This is a genomic window from Glycomyces terrestris (assembly GCF_003933745.1).
Lineage (GTDB): Bacteria > Actinomycetota > Actinomycetes > Mycobacteriales > Micromonosporaceae > Glycomyces > Glycomyces terrestris.
Genome location: NZ_RSEB01000002.1, coordinates 732,567 through 752,825, shown reverse-complemented (window position 1 = coordinate 752,825; position 20,259 = coordinate 732,567). Strand labels below are relative to the sequence as shown.

The 20,259-nt window shown below is 72.8% G+C and carries 15 protein-coding genes; 9 read left to right on the top strand and 6 right to left on the bottom strand.

What is annotated here, in order from left to right; genetic code table 11:
* Window positions 1-98: 98 nt before the first annotated feature.
* The gene (locus tag EIW28_RS08910; protein ID WP_125247336.1) at window positions 99-359 is read right to left on the bottom strand and encodes a helix-turn-helix domain-containing protein; all 261 of its coding nucleotides are present in this window, start codon (window positions 357-359) and stop codon (window positions 99-101) included.
* Between the two features lie 103 nt (window positions 360-462).
* On the opposite strand from EIW28_RS08910, the gene EIW28_RS08905 reads away from it, so the two are divergent.
* Complete coding sequence (locus EIW28_RS08905) at window positions 463-1,689, top strand: hypothetical protein (protein WP_125247335.1); 1,227 nt, start codon at window positions 463-465, stop codon at window positions 1,687-1,689.
* A 113-nt stretch (window positions 1,690-1,802) separates the two neighbouring features.
* Here the strand turns inward: EIW28_RS08905 and EIW28_RS08900 are convergent, their stop codons facing one another.
* Window positions 1,803-3,422, bottom strand: coding sequence for an ABC-F family ATP-binding cassette domain-containing protein (locus EIW28_RS08900; protein WP_125247334.1), 1,620 nt, complete (start codon window positions 3,420-3,422; stop codon window positions 1,803-1,805).
* Between the two features lie 266 nt (window positions 3,423-3,688).
* On the opposite strand from EIW28_RS08900, the gene EIW28_RS08895 reads away from it, so the two are divergent.
* Window positions 3,689-4,510 carry a M23 family metallopeptidase gene (locus EIW28_RS08895; RefSeq protein WP_125247333.1) on the top strand — a complete coding sequence of 274 codons (822 nt, stop codon included), beginning with the start codon at window positions 3,689-3,691 and terminating at the stop codon, window positions 4,508-4,510.
* An 83-nt stretch (window positions 4,511-4,593) separates the two neighbouring features.
* Here EIW28_RS08895 and EIW28_RS08890 read toward each other — a convergent pair whose 3' ends face one another.
* The 3 genes from EIW28_RS08890 to EIW28_RS08880 all read right to left on the bottom strand — a co-directional run bounded on the left by EIW28_RS08890 (window position 4,594) and on the right by EIW28_RS08880 (window position 9,977).
* Window positions 4,594-5,583 (bottom strand): LacI family DNA-binding transcriptional regulator, encoded by a 990-nt coding sequence (locus tag EIW28_RS08890; RefSeq protein WP_125247332.1) that lies wholly within the window; start codon window positions 5,581-5,583, stop codon window positions 4,594-4,596.
* Window positions 5,583-8,423 (bottom strand): glycoside hydrolase family 3 protein, encoded by a 2,841-nt coding sequence (locus EIW28_RS08885; RefSeq protein ID WP_125247331.1) that lies wholly within the window; start codon window positions 8,421-8,423, stop codon window positions 5,583-5,585. The genes EIW28_RS08890 and EIW28_RS08885 overlap by 1 nt, the downstream gene beginning before the upstream one ends.
* Window positions 8,424-8,696: 273 nt before the next feature.
* Window positions 8,697-9,977: an ROK family transcriptional regulator gene (locus tag EIW28_RS08880; protein ID WP_197717160.1), complete on the bottom strand. Its 1,281-nt coding sequence runs from the start codon at window positions 9,975-9,977 to the stop codon at window positions 8,697-8,699.
* Between the two features lie 400 nt (window positions 9,978-10,377).
* Here EIW28_RS08880 and EIW28_RS08875 point away from each other — a divergent pair, with 400 nt between their 5' ends.
* From EIW28_RS08875 to EIW28_RS08855, 5 genes are all read left to right on the top strand, one after another.
* The gene (locus EIW28_RS08875) at window positions 10,378-12,063 is read left to right on the top strand and encodes a type 2 periplasmic-binding domain-containing protein (RefSeq protein WP_125247330.1); all 1,686 of its coding nucleotides are present in this window, start codon (window positions 10,378-10,380) and stop codon (window positions 12,061-12,063) included.
* A gap of 162 nt (window positions 12,064-12,225) precedes the next feature.
* A complete protein-coding gene (locus EIW28_RS08870) occupies window positions 12,226-13,131 on the top strand; it encodes an ABC transporter permease (protein ID WP_197717159.1) in 906 nt (301 codons plus the stop codon).
* Window positions 13,128-14,063 (top strand): carbohydrate ABC transporter permease, encoded by a 936-nt coding sequence (locus EIW28_RS08865; RefSeq protein ID WP_125247328.1) that lies wholly within the window; start codon window positions 13,128-13,130, stop codon window positions 14,061-14,063. Before EIW28_RS08870 ends, EIW28_RS08865 begins: the two co-directional genes overlap by 4 nt.
* A gap of 134 nt (window positions 14,064-14,197) precedes the next feature.
* On the top strand, window positions 14,198-15,154 hold the full coding sequence (locus EIW28_RS08860) for an ATP-binding cassette domain-containing protein (RefSeq protein ID WP_125247327.1): 957 nt from the start codon (window positions 14,198-14,200) through the stop codon (window positions 15,152-15,154).
* Entirely contained in the window at window positions 15,151-15,969 is an 819-nt protein-coding gene (locus EIW28_RS08855) for an ABC transporter permease (RefSeq protein WP_125247326.1), read from the top strand. The genes EIW28_RS08860 and EIW28_RS08855 overlap by 4 nt, the downstream gene beginning before the upstream one ends.
* On the opposite strand, the gene EIW28_RS08850 is transcribed toward EIW28_RS08855, so the two are convergent.
* Window positions 15,959-18,820: a BTAD domain-containing putative transcriptional regulator gene (locus EIW28_RS08850; RefSeq protein ID WP_158630336.1), complete on the bottom strand. Its 2,862-nt coding sequence runs from the start codon at window positions 18,818-18,820 to the stop codon at window positions 15,959-15,961. The two genes, EIW28_RS08855 and EIW28_RS08850, sit on opposite strands and share 11 nt — an antisense overlap.
* A 295-nt stretch (window positions 18,821-19,115) precedes the next feature.
* Between EIW28_RS08850 and EIW28_RS08845 the strand changes: the two genes are divergently transcribed.
* Window positions 19,116-19,604 (top strand): Imm1 family immunity protein, encoded by a 489-nt coding sequence (locus tag EIW28_RS08845; protein ID WP_158630335.1) that lies wholly within the window; start codon window positions 19,116-19,118, stop codon window positions 19,602-19,604.
* 59 nt (window positions 19,605-19,663) lie between these two features.
* Complete coding sequence (locus EIW28_RS08840) at window positions 19,664-20,212, top strand: GNAT family N-acetyltransferase (protein WP_125247323.1); 549 nt, start codon at window positions 19,664-19,666, stop codon at window positions 20,210-20,212.
* Window positions 20,213-20,259: the final 47 nt, after the last annotated feature.

Here is a 20,259-nt window from a genome sequence, read left to right as displayed (position 1 = left end):
CAAGTGCGTTCGTCGTCCGGGATGTCGGCAGTCCGGTGGTGGTCTTGGGCGGGCTTCGTCGTTCGTATCCGAAGCTGCAACGCCCGGCCGGGGCCCGGTTATTTCCGGCCGCCCTTGCGCGCGCCCCCGCGGGTGCGGAAGTCGACGCCCGCTTCGGCCAGGAGGCGGTGGACGAAACCGTACGATCGGCCTATCGAGGAGGCGATGTCCCGGATGCTGCGGCCCTGGTCGTACGCGGCGGTGACGCGCGCGGTGAGCTCGCGCCGCTCGTCGCCGCGGACCTGCCGGTTCGGATCGGTCTTCGCGGCGCCCGCTTCGTCGCCGACGCCGCCGGAGGGTGGAATGGATTCGGGGGTCATGAGTCCTTTCCCGGATACGGAGGGTGATGCAGGTGTGTTGTGAAGTTTGCCGGAGTTCTGTCGCTCGGCGGATGTTCTGTCGGATACCCGATAGTTTCGTGATGTGACCGCTCCGCAGCCCTCGTTCTCCGAACGGGTCGACGCCCTCGCCCCGGCGCGGATCCGCTTGGGGCGCCTGCGGGACCTGGTGGTCTGGCTGTGCCTGACGGCCGCGGTGCTGACCCTGGCGTCCGTGGCGGTCTCCACGTCGGAGGCGGTCGGGCCGGCGACGCTGCCGTGGTGGCCCGCGCAGAGCCTGACGTTCGCGGTGACCCCCGGCATGGTGGCCGCGCCGTTCGCGGCGGCGGCCGTGCTCGCGGTCGCCTCGCGTCCCGCGGCGGCGCGCATGTCGTGGCAGGCGCTCCTCGTGCTCTCGTACCTGGCGTCGATCGCGTGGTCCGCCGCCCTGCACACCGATGTGGACGCGACGACGGCGCCGACGGCGACCGCGGGGGCGCGCAGCGCCGTCGCGCTCCTGGTGTCCCACACCGGTTCCGACGCGGGCCTGGCGATCACGGTCACGGCCCTGTCGAGCCTGGCGGTGCCGCTGGTGCTCGTCGCGGTGAAGTCGGTGTCCGGACCGGTGGCGGCCCGGGGCATCGCCCCGGTGCTCGTCCTGGGGCCGTGGGCGGCGTGGGCGACCCTCGGCGTCGACGGGATCGCGGCCGCCGCGTGCGCGGCCGTCCTCGCGTGCGGGGCCGTGTCCTCCGAGCGGCGCGTCAGGGGCGCCGACGCGTTCTGGGGAGCGGCCGCGACGGGCGGACTCCTCGGCATCGCGGCGCTGCTGTGGTACGGCGCGGCCTGGTTCGCGGTCTCGCTGCTGTGCCTGTACTTCGCGCGCCGCCGCCCGGCGCAGATCCTCGTCTCCGCGGGCGCGGCCCTGGCCGTGCTCGCCGTGTCGGCCGCGTTCGGGTCCTCGTGGCCGTACGGGCTCGTGGACACCTACAACGCGGCGATCGGCGAGATCGCCGCGCACCCAGGGCAGCTGTGGTGGCTCGCGCTCCTGCCGGCGCTCGTGGCCGTGGCGTGCGGCCCGGCGATCGTGGAGAGCCTGCGCCGCTTCGGGTCCAGCTCGGCGTGGCCGCTCATGGCCGGGCCGCTCCTGGCGCTCATGATCGCCCCGCTCAGCGGCGCGAGCCCCGAGCACCCCGAGTACGGGTGGATCGCGCTGTGCCCGTGGCTCGTCGTCGGCGCGACCGCGCTCGCCGACCGGCGGCGCTCGGTGCGGGCGCCGCTCCTCAGTGCCGCCGCCGGCGCGTGCGCGGCGATCGTGCTCATGTACTCGGGCTAGGGCCGCTCCTGTGGATCAGGGAGCGGCGAAATCCCGTTCGTGCGCTCGGAAGGCCCCCGAACACCGGTGTCGCATGCGGGGGGCCGGCAACGCGGCGATCCGCAGGGCAGGCCCTAGGCGAGCTCCACGAGCTCCATCAGGTCGTCGGACCACAGGTCCTCGTCGCCGTCGGGCAGCAGGATCGCCCGCTCGGGGCGCAGCGCCTCGACCGCGCCCGGGTCGTGGGTGACCATGACGATCGCGCCGGTGAAGCCGTCGACGGCGTCGAGCACCTGCTGGCGGCTGGCCGGGTCGAGGTTGTTCGTGGGCTCGTCGAGCAGCAGCACGTTCGCGCCCGAGCACACCAGGCTCGCCAGCGCGAGGCGGGTCTTCTCGCCGCCGGAGAGGACGCTCACGGGCTTGTGCACGTCGTCGCCGGGGAACAGGAACGCGCCGAGGATCTTGCGCAGCTCGGGCTCGAGCACGTCGGCGCCGTTCGCGGAGGCGGCCGACTGCATCTGCTCCAGGACGGTGCCGGTGTGGTCGAGCGTGTCGTGCTCCTGCGCGAAGTAGCCGATGCGCAGGCCGTGGCCGGGGACGACCTCGCCGGTGTCGGGTTCGAGGGCGCCGGCGAGCATCCGCAGCAGCGTGGTCTTCCCGGCGCCGTTGAGGCCGAGGATGACCACGCGGGAGCCGCGGTCGATGGCGAGGTCGACGCCGGTGAAGATCTCGAGCGAGCCGTAGGACTTCGAGAGGCCGGTCGCGGTGAGCGGGACCTTGCCGCAGGGGGCCGGCTGCGGGAGGCGCACGTCGGCGACCTTTTCCTGGAGCAGGTCCTCTTCGAGGCTGTCGATCATGGCCTCGGCGCGGCGGAGCATGCCCTTGGCGGCCTTGGCCTTGGTGGCCTTGGCGCCGAGCTTGGCGGCCTGGCGGGTGAGGGCCTCGGCCTTCTTCTCGGCGTTGGCGCGCTCGCGGCGGCGGCGCTCGGCGTCCTCGGCGCGCTGGCGCTGGTAGGCCTTCCAGCCGAGGTTGTAGGCGTCGATGACCGAGCGGGTGGGGTCGAGGAACCAGACCTTGTTGACGACCTCGTCGAGGAGCTCCACGTCGTGGGTGATGAGGACGAGGCCGCCCTTGTGCCCGGCGAGGAAGCCGCGGAGCCAGTTGACGGAGTCGGCGTCGAGGTGGTTGGTGGGCTCGTCGAGCAGGAGGATGCCGTCGCCGTCGTCGGCGAAGAGGATGCGCGCGAGCTCGACGCGGCGGCGCTGGCCGCCGGAGAGGGTGGCGAGCGGCTGCGCGAGGATGCGGTCCTCGAGGCCGAGGTTGGAGCAGATGCGGGCGGCCTCGGACTCGGCGGCGTACCCGCCGCGGGCGGAGAACTGCTCCTCGAGGCGGGAGTAGCGGCGCACGAGCTTGTCGCGCTGGTCGTCGTCGGCGACCTCGGCGAGCTCGGCCTCGGTCTTGCCGAGGTCGGCGAGGAGCTTGTCGAGGCCGCGGGCGGAGAGGACGCGGTTGGAGGCGGTCTGCGTGAGGTCGGCGAAGCGCGGGTCCTGCGGGAGGTAGCCGAAGGGGCCGTTGCTCTCGACCTTGCCGGTGTAGGGCTGGGTGAGGCCGGCGAGGACGTTCATGGTGGTGGTCTTGCCGGCGCCGTTGCGGCCGACGAGCCCGATCCGGTCGCCGGGCTGGACCCGCAGATCGGCCCCGGACAGGAGGATGCGCGATCCGGCGCGCAGCTCGAGACCGGTGGCGGTGATCATGGGGCACTCCTCGTGGAAGACGCGCGGCCGACCGGCCGCAGGCAGACCTTCCAAGTTTAGGCGGCGGTGTGCGTCACGGTCATGCCGATATCGCCGATGCCACGGTCCGCGAGCCAGTGTTGACAATGCGTTACCGGTCTCATACGAAAGTAGGAGGTGCGGCCGCCCCCGGGTGCCGACATCCACTGAAAGGGGACCAGTTCGGGCGTGCTTTCGAAGGCTGAGCCGGGTTTGTCCGAATACGGTCGGGTAGGTTTCCCGGTCCTATGGGCAAGCATGACGACACCTGCGAGAACGCAGCACGCGAACTGACCAGCCGCCGCCTCCGCGCGGTGGCGCGGCGCCGCCGCATCCGTCGCGAACGTCACACCTGGCGTTTCGTGAGCGGGGGCCTGGCGGCCGCCATCATCACCGGCTGGGTGGTCTCGGCCCTCTCGGGGCAGGCCGCCGCGCAGGCCGCCGACGCCGAGGTGGACATGGACGCCACGGTGGTGCAGGCCGACTGGAAGGTCGACGCCGTCCTGGCCGACATGGCCGCCGAGCACGCCGCGGAGCAGGCCGCGGCGGAGGCGGCCGCCGCCCAGGCGGCGGCCGAGGCGCAGGCCAAGGCTGAAGCCGAGGCGCAGGCGCGGGCCGAGGCGGAGGCCGCCGCGGCCGCCGCCGAAGCCGCCGCGGCGGCCGAGGCCGAGGCGGCCGCGAACCCGTGGACGCTCCCGTCCACGGCCGCGATCACCTCGTACTACGGGATGCGCAACGGCTCGATGCACGGCGGCACCGACTTCGGGAACAACGAGGGCGACGAGATCGTCTCCGTCGGCGCCGGCACCGTCACGTACGTCGGCTACGAGGCCGGCGGCTACGGCAACGTGGTCTACGTCGACCACGGGGACGGCGTCGAGACGCGCTACGCGCACGCCTCGGAGGTCCTCGTCGAGGTCGGCCAGGAGGTCGAGAAGGGCGAGACCCTCATCCTCGCGGGCACCACCGGCAACTCGACCGGGCCGCACCTCCACTTCGAGGTGCTCATCGACGGCGAGAAGACCGACTCCCTGGCCTGGCTCCAGGAGCGGGGGCTCGACGTCGGCTGACGCCGCACCGACCACATCCCTCCCGCAGGGGCGGCGGCCCGGGGACCTCCCTCCCCGGGCCGCCGCCTTCCGTCGTGCGCGCCTTATCGAATGGTGAGCTGCGGCTCGATCAGGGTCGAGTCGGGGACGTCGAGGCCGTCGAGCTTGCGCATGAGGTGGCGCACCGCGGTCTCGGCGAGGGTCTCGGCCGGGACGAGGACCGACGGCAGCTGCGGGTGGACGCGCTCGGCGACCTCGTCGGGGCCGATGACGACCACGTGGAAGTCCTCCCCCACGCGCTTGCCGGCGTCGGCGAGCGCGTGCATGACGTGGCCGACGGCGGGCTCGTTGTGGACGGCGAGCCCGGTCAGGTCCGGGTTCGCGGCCAGGAGCTCCTTCACGGTGCGCTGCACCGAGACCGGGTCGTCCGGGCACGGCTGCACGGTCGCGGGGCCGGAGCGGGCGAGGAAGCCCTCCCGCACCCGCTCGGCGAAGCCGGTGCGGCGGGCGTAGACCGCCTCGGAGGCGCCGAGGAGGGCGATGTCGCCGCAGCCGCGCTCGCGGAGGTAGTCGGCGCAGGCGCGGCCCGCCGCGGTGAAGTCGAGGTCCACGCAGGTGAGGCCCGCGGCGTCGGCCGGGAACCCGATGAGGACGCTCGGGAGCCCCAGGCGGCGCAGGGCCTCCACGCGCGGGTCGCGGACCTCCACGTCCATGAGGATGAGGCCGTCCACGATGGCCGAGGCGGCGACGCGGGCCAGGCCCGCGGGTCCCTCGTCGGCCGTCATGAGCAGCACGTCCTGATCGTGGCGGCGGGCCTCGGTGACCGCGCCCGAGGCGAACTGCATGAGCACCGGCAGGTGCATGCCGTCGCGCAGCGGGAGCATCATCGCGATGACCCCGGCGCGCCGGGACGCGAGCGAGCGCGCCCCCGCGTGCGGGTGGTAGCCGAGGTCGGCGACGGCCTGCATGACGCGGCCGGCGGTCTCCGGGGAGATCGACCGCTTCCCGCTCAGCACGTACGAGACGGTGCTGGCCGCGACGCCGGCCCGGGCGGCCACGTCGGCGATGGTGACGCCGCGGCCTGGGGCGGCCACTAGGACTCACCGCCGCTGCGCTGGTTCGAGAACTGGAGCGACGCCAGGCGGACCGGGCCGGACTCGAAGGTCACGTACAGGTCCTTGACGCCCTCGGCGCCGCCGAAGTCCACGGTGACGTCCGCGTAGTCGTAGACGCCCGCGGTCATCGGGGTGTCGATCTTGGCGAGGACGTCGCCGTCGAGCGGGTCGTCCACGCGCAGCTGGAGCTGCGCGGCGTGGCCCGAGACGCGGGCGGTGACGGTGGTGTAGCCGGGTCCGAAGTCGCAGTCCCCCAGCATGATCCAGCCGCCGGCCTCCTCGGCGGCGATGACGTCGCCGGCGGCGCGGGTCTCGTCGCGCCACAGCACCCCGGCGTAGGCGTCGTTCGCGGCGGCCGCGAGCGGCCGCGACAGGTCGCGGGGGCCGACCGTCTCGCCGTCGATGCGCACCGAGGCCGACAGGACGATGTTCGCGGCCGAGCGCCCGACCATGAGGCGCTGGCGGCTCTTCTCGACGATCATGCGGCCGGTGACGTTGTCCCAGTGGGCGAGGTCGTCCACGGGGACGGTGAAGGCGACGGTGCGCGTCTCGCCGGCGGCGAGGCGGACCTTCCGGAAGGCGCGGAGCTGGCGCAGCGGCTGCTTCACGCGCGAGCCGCACTGGTGGGAGTACAGCTGCACGGTCTCGACGCCGGGGCGGTCGGCGGTGTTGGTGACGTCCACGGTGACCTCGAGGTCGTCGCCGGGGCCGGCGTGGTCCCTGCCCACCGTGAGGTTCGCGTACTTGAAGTCCGCGTAGGACAGGCCGTGGCCGAACGGGTAGAGCGGCTGGCCGAGGTAGTAGAGGTAGGTCGCGTCGGAGGCCACGATGTCGTAGTCGAGCATGGCGGGCAGCTCGGCGGCGTCGGTGTACCAGGTCTGCGGGAGCCGGCCCTCGGCGTCGCGGTCCCCGAAGAGGACGTCGGCGAGGGCGTTGCCCCACTCCTGGCCGCCGTGGCCGGACCACAGCACCGCGGGCACGTGCTTCGCGGCCCAGTTCGCGGCGTAGGGGTAGGAGGAGGACATGACCAGGATCGTATTCGGGTTGGCGTCCAGGAGCTCCCGCAGGAGCCACTCCTGGGCGTCGGGGAGGCGCAGGTCCCGGCGGTCCTCGGTCTCGCGGCCGTTGACGAGCGGGTGGTCGCCGAGGACGGCGACCACGACGTCGGCCTCGCGGGCGAGCTCGGCGGCGACGGCGCGGGCCTTGACGACGAAGTCGAAGTCGAACTCCGCGGCGAGCGCCTGGTCCTCGGTGAGGGCGATGCGGCCGTCCTCGATCGCGAACCACTTCCCGGACTCGGCGTCCTCGCGCTTGTGGATCTGCTGCACCGCGACCTTGCCGCCCTCGACCTCGACGATCTTGAAGGTCTCGTGGACGTCGAACTCGTGCGGGCCGGGCGAGTCGGCGCCGACGGTGCCGTCGAGGCGCCCGTCCACGAAGCGCCCGGTGGCGACGTTGCGGGCGGTGTAGGACCAGCCGCCCCAGTCGAACAGGTCGAACTGGGCGGCGGGGCCGGTGGTGTCGGTGATCCGCAGCTCCGCGCCGTCCTCGACGGCGGTGACGTAGCCGGTCTTGTGGCGCAGGCGGATGCGGTCGACGCCCTCGCTGTGGACGACCTCGGCGCGCTCGGCGAGGGCCTGGCGGGCGGTGACGGCGTACGGGAGCGTCCCGGAGTACCAGTCCTGCATCTGGACGTCGGCGAGGGGGCCGATGACGGCGATCTTCCGCGGCGCCCGGAGCGGCAGGATGCCGTCGTTCTTGAGGAGGGTGATCGACTGGGTCGCGGCCTCGCGGGCGAGGGCCCGGTGCTCGGGCGAGTTCACCGACTCCGATCCGATGCGCGCGTACGGGTCCTCGGGGTCGAACTCGCCGAGGCCGAAGCGCACGAGCAGGTTCCGGCGGACGGCGGTGTCGATGTCGGCCTCGTCGAGGAGGCCGCGTTCGAGGGCGGTGCGGACGTGGACGAGGACGTCCTCGGCGCGGTCGTCGTCCTGCGTGAAGGAGTCGAGGCCGGCCTTGACGGCCGCGGCGTACGCGGTCGGGAGGTCCTCGAAGTAGCCCTGGAGCTGCGCGAGGTTGTTGGGCGCGTAGGCGTCCGAGACGATGAAGACCTCGCCGTCGGCCCAGGTGCGCAGTTCGGCGTTCACCAGGGGCGTCACGTGCGCGGGGCGGCCGTTGACGAGGTTGTAGGAGAGCATGACCGCGACCGCGTCGCCGCTCGCCAGTGCCGGGCGGTGGGCGGCGAACTCGTATTCGCGCAGGACTCGCGGCGGCATGTTCGAGGAGGTGGTGCAGCGGTCGGCCTCGTTGCCGTAGGCGAGGAAGTGCTTGACGGTGGGCGCGGTCTTCCACACGGCCCCGTCGCCCTTGAGGCCGCGCGCGTAGGCGCCGCCCATGAGGCCGGTCATCCAGGCGTCCTCGGAGTAGCCCTCCTCGTTGCGGCCCCAGCGGGGGTCGCGGAGCGGGTTGACGGTGGGGGCCCACACGTTGCGGCCGACCTTGACCGGGTCGTCGTGGTGGAAGGCGAGGACCTCGTCGGCGACGGCGGCGCCGACCTCCTCGACCAGTTCGGGGTTCCAGGTGGCGCCGAGGGCGACGACCTGCGGGAAGACGGTGGCCTCGCCGAGCCAGGCCAGGCCGTGGAGGGCCTCGGTCCCGGTCTTGAAGGGGCCCATGCCGAGGCGTTCGACCGGGCGGTGGTACTGGTGCAGCAGGCCGATCTTCTCGTCGAGGGTGAGGCGGCCGAGGAGGTCGGCGACGCGCTCGTCGCGGGGAAGGTCGGGGTCGCGGAAGGCGGGACGCGGGTCGAGTTCGGTCATGAGGGTCTTCCTTGCTTGGACGTCGCTGTCGCTGGCTGTGTCTTGCACCATCGAAGCGCTTCGAAGACCAGGGTGTTTCGCCTGGTGGCGGGTTTTCGGTTAGGAAACTTCGTCGAAGCGCTTCGATTGAGGAATGCAAGATTTCTACACCCGTGCCCGCCCGCGGGTCAAGGCGGGCGGGGCGGCGCAGCGTGCACGAATGGTGGTGTTCGTCCGTTTCCGCCGGGATCTACCTGCGGAAACGGACGGGGTAACAGTTCCGAAACAACCGGGCTAGCGGCCCAGCGGGGTGGGCATGAGCCCGGCGTCGATGTCGTTCAGGATGCCGGTGGCGGCGCCGAGGGCGGGGGCCTCGTGGCCGAGGGCCGAGACGACGATCTCGGCCCCGCCCGCGCCGGAGGCGTGGGTGCGGGCGGCGAGCTCGGTCTCGGCGGCGGGGCCGATCCACGGGCTCAGCGCCTGGTAGTGGCCGCCGAGGACGACGGCCTCCGGGTTGAGCAGGTCCACGGCCAGCGCGATGCCGGCGCCGAGGCAGCGGCCGATCCGCTCGAGGGCCGCCACGACGCGGGGCTCCTCGGCGCGGGCGCGGGTGACGATGTCCTCGACCTCGGCCTCGACCTCCGTCCCGGCGATGTCGTCCGATTCGGACAGCTCGTCGAGGACGGCGCGGATGCCGGCGAAGTCCTCGACGCGGCCGACGCGGCCGTCGACCTCGATGAGGAGGTTGCCGATCTCGCCCGCGAATCCGGTTGCGCCCCTGCGGAGTTCGCCGTCCACGATGAGGCCGGCGCCGAGTCCGATCTCGCCGGTCAGGTAGATCATGTTGGACACGCCGGCCCAGGAGCCGAAGCGCTGCTCGGCGACGGCGCCGAGGTTGGCGTCGTTGTCGGCGGTGACGGCGTACTTGGGGTCGCGCATGGCCTGGCGCAGGCGGCCGGTGAGGTCGAAGTCGGACCAGCCGAGCATGGGGGCGCGCTGGACGACGCCGTCGTTGTCGATCATGCCGGGGACGGCGACGGCGAGGCCGAGGATCTGGCGGCCCTCGGAGTCCATGCGGTCGACGGCGCGCTTGGCGAGGCCGGCGAGCGCGGAGACGGACTTGCCGGGGGTGGCGTGGGCGCCGTCGTGGGCGCGGCGCCACGACAGGAGCCGGTTCCCGGCGAGGTCGACGGCGACGAGGGTCATGTAGTCCACGTTGACCTCGACGCCGAGGGAGGCGTAGTAGCCGGTGTCGACGGAGAGGAGGACGGCGGGGCGGCCGATGTTGCCGATGACCGAGCCGGACTCGCGCAGGACGCGGCGCTCGATGAGCTCGGCGACGAGGGAGGAGACGGTGGCCTTGTTCAGGCCGGTCTTGGCGGCGAGGTCGGCGCGGGAGCACCGGCCCTCGGCCCGGACCTGGCGCAGCACGAAGCCGAGGTTGTTGGCCCGCACGTCGGTGAAGTCGGCCCGCTTGGCCCGCTCGGCGGCGCCGGCGGTCCGTCCGCCCGCGCGGCCGGGCTCCTCTTCGGCCTCGCCCGGACCGGCGGACTTCGCCGCTATGCGCATCGCCATGTTCTCCTCCTGTTGCGAGCTGGTGGCCCGTCTGGTGCTCCGACGCCGGCGGCGTGGTCGAGCAGCGGTCTCGGCAGTGCTTGCGAGTCGTCGTGCGCGCTTCGCGACGCGTGCGGGCCGGGGACCGGCCCGGTCGGCGGTGCTTGCGAATCGTTGACTGGCATTGTCGTGGATGGCGACAAACGGTCGTCGGGCAGTCCCTGACAGTGGTCTATGTGCACGTTCAACTACAAGGCCCGTTCCCGAATCGTGATCAATCCGCGCCCGTTTCGCTTGACCCCCGGCTTGTGGGCCCTGCCACCGTGCGCTACGTTAGTTTATCGAATAGCCGAACTAATTATCGGCCAACCCCCTCCCGATCCAACCCCTCACGACACCGTCAGACCGAAAGGACAGCAACGTGGCTACTCCCTCCGACAGGTCGCCCCTCCGGCGCCGCTCCCTGTTCAAGGTGGCCGGCCTCGGTGCCGCGGGTGCCGCGGGCCTGCCCCTCGTCGCCGCGTGCGGCGAGATCGAGTCCGGCAGCGGCACCTCGCAGGCCACGGAAGGCTTCGACTTCCTGCCCACGTACAAGGAATGGCCCCTCCCGGTCGAGCCCGACCTCGTCGGCGAGCCGCCGAACCACCCGTCCGGCTTCACCACCTACCCCGAGCCGGTGCCCGCGATCGAGGCGCTCCCCTCCAACAGCGGGACCTTCGAGATCACCGTCCCGATGTGGGGCGAGGCGCCTTCGCAGGACGACCCGTACTTCGCCGCGGTCGCCGAGGCGTGCGGCGGCACCACCGTGAACCTGCGCCAGGCCGACGGCGTGACCTTCGCCGAGACCTCGGTCCAGTGGCTCAACGCGAACGAGTTCGGCGACGGCATCATGCTGTTCAGCTGGATGCTGTTCGCGCACCCGAACTTCCAGGAGACGGTCGTCAACTCCTTCTACGACCTGACCGACATCGTCAAGGGCGACATCTCCGAGCGCTGGCCGCTGCTCGCGGGCCTCCCGACCGCCTCGTGGGGCCAGTCGGTGTGGTCCACCGACCCGAACGACCCCGAGACCGCCCGCGTCTTCGGCATCCCCGGCTCCTTCTCCGGCGGCCCCGGCAACGCCATGTTCGCCCGCACCGACCTCCTCGAGGCGGCGGGCCAGGCCATGCCGACCACCGTCGAGGAGCTCCTCGAGGTCGCCCGCGCCGTCAGCGACGACGCCAACGGCCGCTGGGCCTTCGCCGGCACCGACTACCTCACGCCGCAGTGGTTCGGCCTCGCCAGCGGCGACGGCTGGGCCTACATCGACGGCAAGCTCGTCCACAACTGCGAGCGCCCCGAGTACACCGAGTGGCTCGAGTTCCGCCGCACCCTGTGGGACGAGAAGCTCGTCCACCCCGACACCCCGACCGGCACCCTCGACGGCCAGGCCCTGCACAAGGCCGGCACGATCGTGTTCCAGCTCGACGGCATCTCGTGGTGGCAGGGCTTCATCGACCAGACCACGGCCGAGGGCACCGGCGGCACGATCGCCCCGCTCGGCGCGCTGTCGGCGAACGGCCGCGAGCCGCTCGTGCACGTCAACACCGGTGTCGACTCCTGGACGTTCCTGAACAAGGACCTGTCCCAGGAGCAGGTCGAGGAGTTCCTCGACTTCGCGAACTTCTGCTCGGCGCCGTACGGCACCACCGAGTACGAGATCCTCAACTACGGCGTCGAGGGCACCCACTTCACGTACGGCCCCGACGGCACCCCGGTGTTCAACGAGACCGGCACCGCCGTGGTCCAGGCGCCCGTCAACTACAAGACGATGTCCGGGCACGTCCAGCAGTTCCTGACCGGCACCCCCGAGATGGTGCAGGCGCGCTTCGAGTACAACGCGTCGGTGAAGGACTTCGCCGAGGCGAACATCTTCGAGGGCATGCGCGTCGAGGGCCCCGCCGACTTCAAGTCGGCCGGCCAGGTCCTCATCGACCAGCAGAACGACATCGCGTTCGGCCGCGCCGACCTGTCGTCCATCCCGGAGATGGTCGAGACCTGGAAGGCGAACGGCGGGGAGACCGGCCGCGAGCACTACACCGCCGCGTACGAAAAGCTGCACGGCTAAGACGCCCGGAGCCGGGCCGCGACCCCGTTCGCGGCCCGGCCCTCCCGTCCCCGCAGGCACTCACCGACTGGACTCTCACAAGCGATGGCAGCACTCCAGACCTCAGCGCCCCCGGCCCCGAGCCGGAGGCAGGCCCGCCCCCGCGGCAGGAACAAGCGGACCTTGGCCCAGCGGCTCCGGCACGACTGGCCGCTGCTGCTCCTGACCCTCCCGGCGCTGGCCCAGCTCGCGGTGTTCTTCTACTGGCCCTCGGCCTGGAACATCATCGCGTTCATGGACTACAGCCCGCACCGGCCCTTCTGGGAGAACCCCTTCGTGGGGTTCGCGTGGTTCGAGCGGCTGTTCGCCAACCCGTACTTCCTGCCGGCGCTGCTCAACACCCTGAAGTACGCGTTCGCGAACCTGCTGTTCCTGTTCCCGCTGTCGATCGTGCTGGCGCTGGTCATGCACTCGGTCGTCTCGACCAAGGTCCGCAGCCTCTTCCAGTCCGTGGTGTACCTGCCGTACTTCTTCTCCTGGGTCCTCGTGGTCACCGTGTTCGTGCAGACCCTCGGCTCGGACGGCCTGGTCTCCAACTGGCTCCTCGACTTCGGCGGCGAGCGCCTGACGTTCACCTCGAACCCGGACTCGTTCCTGTTCCTCGCCTGGCTCCAGTGGGCGTGGAAGGACGCGGGCTGGGGCATGATCATCTTCCTGGCGGCCCTGGCCTCGATCAACCCGAGCCTGTACGAGGCCGCGGCGGTCGACGGCGCCTCCCGCTGGCGCCGCATGTGGCACATCACCCTCCCGGGCATCCGGCCGGTGATCGTGCTCCTGCTCATCCTCCACATCGGCGGCATCCTCAACGTCGGCTTCGAGCAGTACCAGCTCCAGCGCAACGCCGTCGGCTACCAGACCACCGAAGTGCTCGACACCTTCGTCTACTACCGCAGCGTCATCGGCACCGAAGGCCCCTCCTTCGGCACCGCGGCGGGCCTGTTCAAGGGCGTCATCGGACTCATCCTCGTCCTGGTCGCCAACAACGTCGCCCACCGCCTCGGAGAGCAAGGGATCTACCAGAAGTCATGACCGCCACCGACATCCGACTCAAGCCCCGCCGCCGGAGCGCCCGCCCCGTCTGGGACGAGGAGCCCTCGTGGCTCGGGAAGACCGTCAAGGCGATCTTCCTGATCTGCTACGCGGCGGCCATCGTCCTGCCGATCTGGGCCGTCGTGGCGACCAGCTTCGCCAGCGAGGAGGCCCTCGCGCGGGCCGGCGGCAACCTGCTGCTCCTGCCCACCGACCTGAGCCTCCAGGCGTACCACGAGATCTTCGACGGCGGCGCGCTCACCAGGTCGCTGCTGCTGACGCTCGGCCTGACCGCGGGCGGCACCGCGCTCTCGATGGTCCTCACCATCGGCGCGGCGTACGGGCTCTCGCGGCCCGGCTCGCTCCTGCACCGGCCGCTGCTCATGCTCGTGCTGTTCACGTTCCTGTTCGCGCCGGGCCTGTACCCGAGCTTCCTGGTGGTCCAGAAGCTCGGCCTGTTCGACAACTACCTGTCGCTGGTGCTGCCGATGGCGCTCAACGCGTTCAACCTGATCGTGCTGCGCTCCTTCTTCATGAACAGCGTCCCGAACGAGCTCCTGGACGCGGCCCGCATGGACGGCGCCGGCGAGTTCCGGACCCTGTTCAAGATCGTGCTGCCGATGTCGAAGGCGATCCTCGCCGTGATCGCGCTGTTCTACGCGGTCGGGTACTGGAACATCTACTTCTCGGCGGTGCTGTACATCCCGGGCCTGGACACGCAGCCGATCCAGGTCGTGCTCCAGCGGATGCTCATGTCCACGCAGGGCCTGCCCGGGGCCGCCGCCGACGTCTCGCAGTACCAGACGCAGGCGCCCGACTCGGCGCTGAAGATGGCCGTGGTCGTGTGCACGATCGTCCCGATCGTGATCATGTACCCGTTCATCCAGAAGCACTTCACGAAGGCCGTCATCACCGGCGCCATCAAGGGCTAGCCGCACGCCGCAGGGCCGCTCCCGCACCGCGGGGGCGGCCCTCGCGCGTGCCGTGAAAGCGGCGTGAAAGCCCGGTGCAAGCCGAGGGCGCCAAGGTGGTCCCACACCCACCGCAAGCAGAGAGGCGCCCTGCAATGAGATACGCGATCGAAGTCCGGGGGCTGGTGAAGTCCTACGGCGAGGTCCGCGCCCTCGACGGCGTGGACCTCGGCGCGGCCCCCGGCACGGTCCTGGGGCTGCTGGGCCCCAACGGGGCCGGGAAGACCACGGCCGTGCGCGTCCTGTCCACCCTGGCGCTCCCCGACGCCGGGACGGCGCGGGTCCTCGGGCTCGACGTCGCCGCCGACGCCGCGGCCGTGCGCGAGCGCCTGAGCCTCACCGGCCAGTACGCGGGGCTCGACGCCGGGCTCACCGGCGAGCAGAACCTCGTGCTCATCGCCCGGCTCCTCGGGGCCTCCCGGGCGCAGGCGAAGGCGCGCGCGCACGAGCTCATCGAGCGGTTCGAGCTGGCGCACGCCGCGAGCCGCGCCGTCGCCGGCTACTCCGGCGGCATGCGGCGCCGCCTCGACCTGGCCGCGTCGATCGTGCGCCGCCCCGAGGTCCTCGTCCTCGACGAGCCGACCACCGGCCTCGACCCCGGCAGCCGCACCCGGCTGTGGGAGGTGGTGCGCGAACTCGTCGCCGAGGGCACCACGGTGCTGCTCACCACCCAGTACCTCGAGGAGGCCGACCAGCTCGCCGACGCGATCGCGGTCATCGACCGGGGCCGCGTCATCGCCTCGGGCACGCCCTCGCAGCTCAAGCAGGCCGTCGGCGGGCTCGTGCTGCGGATGCGGCCGACCCGGCCCGAGGCGCTGGCGCAGCTCGCCGAGCTCGCGGCCTGGTCCGTGGGGGCCGCGCCGCGCGTCGAGGACGGCGAAGTGGCCGTCCCGGTCGCGCACCCCGGCGAGGCCACCGCGGTCATGGCCCGGGTGGTGCAGGCCGGGACCGACCTGACCGCGTTCGGGCTCCACGAGCCGACCTTGGACGAGGTGTTCCTGACGCTGACGGGACACCGGACCGACGAGAAGAAGGAAGAGGTGGCGGCATGACGGCCCCGCTGAGCACTGCGGCACCGGGTGCGGCGACGACGTGGACGACGACGCGCGGCCCGCTCGCGCAGGCCGCGTCGATGACGGCGCGGTCGCTCGCGTCGGTGCGGAACCAGCCCGCGCAGCTCGTCGACTACCTCATGATCCCGCTCATGATCCTGCTGTCGATCACCTTCTTCATGGGCGGGCAGATGATGGGCACCTGGCAGGCGTTCCTCGACTACGCGGGGCCGACGCTCATCGCCATGGGCCTGTTCTTCGCGATCGTCACGACCGGCCTGAGCCTGTTCGCGGACCTGAAGACCGGCGTGTTCGACCGGCTCACCGCGATGCCGGTGTCGCGGTTCGCGCTCCTGGCCGGGCGGGTCGCCGCCGACATGGTGAAGCACCTGTGGGCGCTCCTCATCGTCGGGGCCGTGGCGTTCGCGATCGGGTACCGCGCCGAGGGTGGCTGGACCGGCGTGGCCGCCACCGCCGTCGTCGTGGTGCTGTTCCTCTCGGCGTGCTCGTGGTCGATGGTCCTGGTGGGCCTGACCGCGAAGTCCGAGGAGCAGATCCAGACGTGGATGGTCAGCCTGCTCATGCCCCTGGCGTACACCTCGACGATGTTCGTGGAGATCGGGACGCTGCCCGGGCCGGTCCAGTGGTGGGCGCGCGTCAACCCGCTCACCGCCCTCGCCGACACGATGCGGGTGCTCCTCGCGGGCGAGGCGCCCGGGAGCGAGACGCTCGCGCTCCTCGGCTGGTGCGCCGCGATCCTGGCGGTGTTCGTGCCGCTGTCGCTGCGCGCCTACCGGCGGCGGCTCACGAGCTGAACGGCCAGTTCGAGCCGGTGAGCATCGCGGCGGCCCGGGCCTCCAGGTCCGGGTCGCCGCTCTCGCGCGCGACCTGCGCGAGCTCGCGGTACAGGTGCACGGCGACCTCGGCGAAGTCGAGGAACCGCGGCAGGTCGGCCTCGCCGAGGAGCAGTTCGTCGAGCGCCTCCTCGAGCCGGCCCAGGCGGCGCAGGCAGATCGCGGCGGAGGTGCGGGCGGCGACGACGTTCTCGGCGTTCCCGACCTTCTCGGCGCGCGCGGCGATCTCGCGCATCCTCACCAGGACCGCGGCCGGGTCGTCGCCGTGGCGGGCGTCGAGGCGCCACAGGGACTCGGCGATCACCGAGTCGGCGAGGTCGGCCCCGAACTCGGACTCCGCGGCCAGCGCGCGGGTGAGGAGCGCGCGGGCGCCGGGGTAGTCGCCGTCGGCCATGCGCCCGGCCGCCAGGCCCTGGAGGGTGACGATGAGCCCGAACCGCTCCCCCAGCCGCGCGAAGACGCGGTTGGCCTCGGCGAGGTCGGCCTGCGCGGCGTCGGGCCCGCCGGAGCGCTCGGAGTATTCGGAGGCGAACAGGAGCGCGATGCCGCGGACCCAGGCGTCGCGCTCGGGGTCGAGGCCGGCGAGGATCTCCCGGAGCGCGGCCTCGTCGTCGGCGAGGAGGGCCCGGATGATGGGGATCATGCGCAGCAGCGGGTCGGCGTCGTAGAGGCCGTGCTCCTCGCAGAGGGCCTGGGCCGCGGCGAAGCGGGCGCCGACCTCGGCGGGGTCGAGCCGGCCGGACCACAGGCCCCAGGTGCCGGCGAGGACGATGGCGGCGCGCTGGAGCGGTTCGACCTCGCCGGGCATGGCGCGGACCCGGTCGGCGAGCTCCTGGCCCTCGATGCGGTGGCCGCGCATCCACCAGTACCAGGCGAGCGGGGAGACGGCGCGGTGCGCGAGCGGGGCGTTCCCGGCGGCGATCATGCGGCGGATCGCGGCGGTGAAGTTGCCGTGGTCGAGGGCGAGGCGTTCGAGCCATTCGACCTGCTCGGCGCGCATGAGGTGCGGTTCGGCGGCTGCGGCGAGGGCGGCGTAGTGCTCGGCGTGGCGCTCGTAGCGCTCGGCGGTCTCGCCGGCCTCGGAGAGGCGGGCGGCGGCGTACTCGCGGACGGTCTCCAGGAGCCGGTAGCGGCCGCCGGGCAGGCGCTGCACGAGGGACTTCTCGACCAGGCCGGCGATGTCGTCGGCGTCGGCGGAGCAGACGGCGCAGCAGGCGTCGAGGTCGGCCGGGCCGTTGAAGACCGACATGCGGGCGAGGACGGCGCGCTCGCGCGGGTCGAGGAGGTCCCAGCTCCAGTCGACGACGGCGCGGAGGGTCCGCTGGCGCGGCTCGGCGGCGCGGGGGCCGCGGGCGAGGAGCGCGAAGCGGTCGCCGATGCGGGCGGCGAGGTCGTCGACGCTCAGGGCGCGCAGGCGGGCCGCGGCGAGCTCGATGGCGAGGGGCAGGCCGTCGAGGGCGGTGCAGACGTCCACGACGGCGGCGGCGTTCGCGGCGTCGACGGCGAAGCCGGAGTCGCTCTGGCGGGCGCGCTCCTCGAAGAGGCGGACGGCGGCGTGGGCGCGGACCTCGTCCAGGGGCGCGTCGCGGTGGGGCAGCGGGAGGGGGCCGACGCCGACGACGGTCTCGCCGGGGACGCCGAGCGCCTCGCGGCTGGTGGCGATGACGCGGAGGGCGGGAACGCGGGCGAGGAGGCGCGCGGTGAGGCCGGCGGCGGCCTCGACCAGGTGCTCGCAGTTGTCGGCGACGAGGACGAGGTCGCGGCCCCAGAGGGCTTCGACCAGGCGGGTCTCGGGGTCGTCGCTGCGGCGGGCGAGGACGGACTCGCCGTGGCCGAGGGCGTCGAGGACGACCTCGGGGAGCTTGCCGGGGTCGGCGACGGGCGCGAGCTCGACCATGCGGACGGCGTGGCCGGCGGCGGCGAGCCGGTGGGCGGCCTCGACGGCGAGGCGGGTCTTGCCGGTGCCGCCGGGGCCGGTGAGGGTGACGAGGCGGTGGCGTTCGAGGAGCGCGGGCAGTTCGGCGAGCTCGTCCTCGCGGCCGATGCAGGCGGTGAGCGGCTGCGGGAGCCGGTTCGGGGCGGCGGCGGGGACGACGGGCTCGATGCCGCGGAGCACGTCGAGGTGGGCTTCGGCGAGGACCGGGGAGGGGTCGACGCCGAGCTCCTCGGCGAGGCGGGCGCGGACCCGGTCGTAGACGGCGAGGGCGTCGGCGCGGCGTCCGGTGGCGGCGAGGGCGCGCATGTAGCGGGCGGCGTCGGGTTCGCCGAGGGGGTCGGCGGCGTGGCGGGCGGCGAGCTCGGCGAGGACGGCCTCGGCGCCGTCGAGGCGCAGCCGGGCCTCGATCCGGAGGGCCGCGACCGCTTCGCGGCGGACGGTGAGGCGCACGAGGGCGGCGTCGGCGGCGGGGCCGTCGAGGTCGGCGAGCGCGGGGCCGCGCCACAGGGCGAGGGCCCGCTCGGCGAGGTCGCGGACGGCGGCCGGGGAGTCCTCTCTGGAGGCGGTCTCGGCGCGGGCGGCGAGCCGCTCGAATTCCTCGACGTCGGTGTCGACGCGGGTGAGCCGGTAGCCGCCGGGGCCGTGGACGACGCGGTCGCCGAGGACGCGGCGCAGTCGCGACAGCTGCGTGTGGAGGGCGCCGGGGGCGTTGGCGGGCGCCTCCTCGGGCCAGAGGGCCGCGATGAGGGCGTCGGCGCCGACGTGGCGGCCGGGCTCGAGGGCGAGGAGTGCCAGGAGGGCGCGCTGGCGGCCGGCCGGGACGGGGGTCTCGGCGCCGTCGTCGCCGGTGACCCGCAGCGGTCCCAGCAGCTCCACTCGCATGGGTCCTATCTTGCCGTCAGGGCGCGCGGAGCGGGGAGCCGGTCCGGTCGGCGACGCGGACGCGAATCCTGAGTGGAATCTGCTACTTGCATGGACAGGTTGTCACGGCATATCAGTCCATTTCTGTCAAGTTCCCGACTGATCGAACAAACCGCCCGACCGCGCACGTACTGTCGTTCACAAACTCCGACAAACATGAGGTGCGGTGTCCGCCATGGCGATCCGAGTCGAATTCCAGCCCGGTCCTCAACGCGCGTCCGCCGCCCCCGCCTCGGAAGGAGCGCCGCCCATGAGCGCTGGCCCCGCAGGCGCGCATGTCGCCGGATACTGCGCCGAGTTCAGGCTCCAGACCCGGGACCACGGGACCCAGGTCCTGCTGGCGTACGACCCCGACGGCGTGGCCGCCGCGGTCGCGACGATCGTCGCCGCCGACCTGGTGCAGGTCGCGACGGCGCTGGTGCGCGACCGGCCCGGCTACGAGCCCGGCGGGCGCCCCGACCACGGGCTGAAGATCATCGCCGACCGCGAGACCGAGGTCGGGGCCCTCTCGTACTACGGGCCCGGCGGCGAGGACTACGGGCCGGGCGCGTGGGTGTCGTACTCCGACGAGGGCTGGGCGCCGCAGATCCGGCTCTACCGCGACATGGACACCGCGAGCATGTTCCCGCCCGACGCGCACATCGCGCTGAGCACGCTGGCGCGGGCCGTGGAGGACTTCCGGGCGACGGGCGGCCTGCGCCCGGCGATGGTGGCGTGGCGGCCCTCGACCGTGTGGTGACCGCCCGGAGTGCGGGAACGCGCTTCGGTTCTAGCCGCCCGGCTAGGTACGCTTCGGCCATGAGCACCAGTGACGCCGTGGCCGTGCGGTTCGCGCAGGTCGGCGACGTGCCCGCGATCTGCGGGATCGTCAACCACTACATCGCCGAGTCGAGCAGCAACTTCCGCACCGAGCCGTACTCGGTCGAGGAGTGGGCGGACCAGCTCGCCGCCGCCGCGGACCGGTTCCCGTACCTCGTGGCCGAGGTCGGCGGGACGGTCGCCGGGGTGGCGTACGCGAGCCCGTGGCGGCCGAAGCAGGCGTACGCGTGGACGGCCGAGTCGACGGTGTACGTCTCCCCCGCGCACCAGGGCCTGGGCCTGGGCTCGCTCCTGTACGCGGAGCTGCTCAAGCGGCTCGAGCAGCAGGGCTTCCGCAGCGTCATGGCCCAGATCACCCAGCCGAACCCGGGCAGCGAGGCGCTCCACGAGCGGTTCGGCTTCACGCTCCTCGGGAGCATCCGCGACGCCGGCTACAAGCACGGCGCCTGGCACGGCGTGGGGATCTGGCAGAAGGAGCTGGCCCCGCTCGCCGACCCGCCGGCGCCTACCGCGCCCGTGGAGCGCTGAGCGCGTCCCTGTCGCGCGCCGAGCGCCGGGGCCCGCGGGTTCCAATG

Bases quoted from the DNA above. Each gene is read 5' to 3' on its own strand.
- EIW28_RS08840 (WP_125247323.1), top strand. From the start codon at position 19,664: ATGAGCACCAGTGACGCCGTGGCCGTGCGGTTCGCGCAGGTCGGCGAC.
- EIW28_RS08900 (WP_125247334.1), bottom strand. From the start codon at position 3,422: ATGATCACCGCCACCGGTCTCGAGCTGCGCGCCGGATCGCGCATCCTC.
- EIW28_RS08860 (WP_125247327.1), top strand. From the start codon at position 14,198: ATGAGATACGCGATCGAAGTCCGGGGGCTGGTGAAGTCCTACGGCGAG.
- EIW28_RS08910 (WP_125247336.1), bottom strand. From the start codon at position 359: ATGACCCCCGAATCCATTCCACCCTCCGGCGGCGTCGGCGACGAAGCG.
- EIW28_RS08895 (WP_125247333.1), top strand. From the start codon at position 3,689: ATGGGCAAGCATGACGACACCTGCGAGAACGCAGCACGCGAACTGACC.
- EIW28_RS08855 (WP_125247326.1), top strand. From the start codon at position 15,151: ATGACGGCCCCGCTGAGCACTGCGGCACCGGGTGCGGCGACGACGTGG.
- EIW28_RS08865 (WP_125247328.1), top strand. From the start codon at position 13,128: ATGACCGCCACCGACATCCGACTCAAGCCCCGCCGCCGGAGCGCCCGC.
- EIW28_RS08845 (WP_158630335.1), top strand. From the start codon at position 19,116: ATGAGCGCTGGCCCCGCAGGCGCGCATGTCGCCGGATACTGCGCCGAG.
- EIW28_RS08880 (WP_197717160.1), bottom strand. From the start codon at position 9,977: ATGGCGATGCGCATAGCGGCGAAGTCCGCCGGTCCGGGCGAGGCCGAA.
- EIW28_RS08885 (WP_125247331.1), bottom strand. From the start codon at position 8,423: ATGACCGAACTCGACCCGCGTCCCGCCTTCCGCGACCCCGACCTTCCC.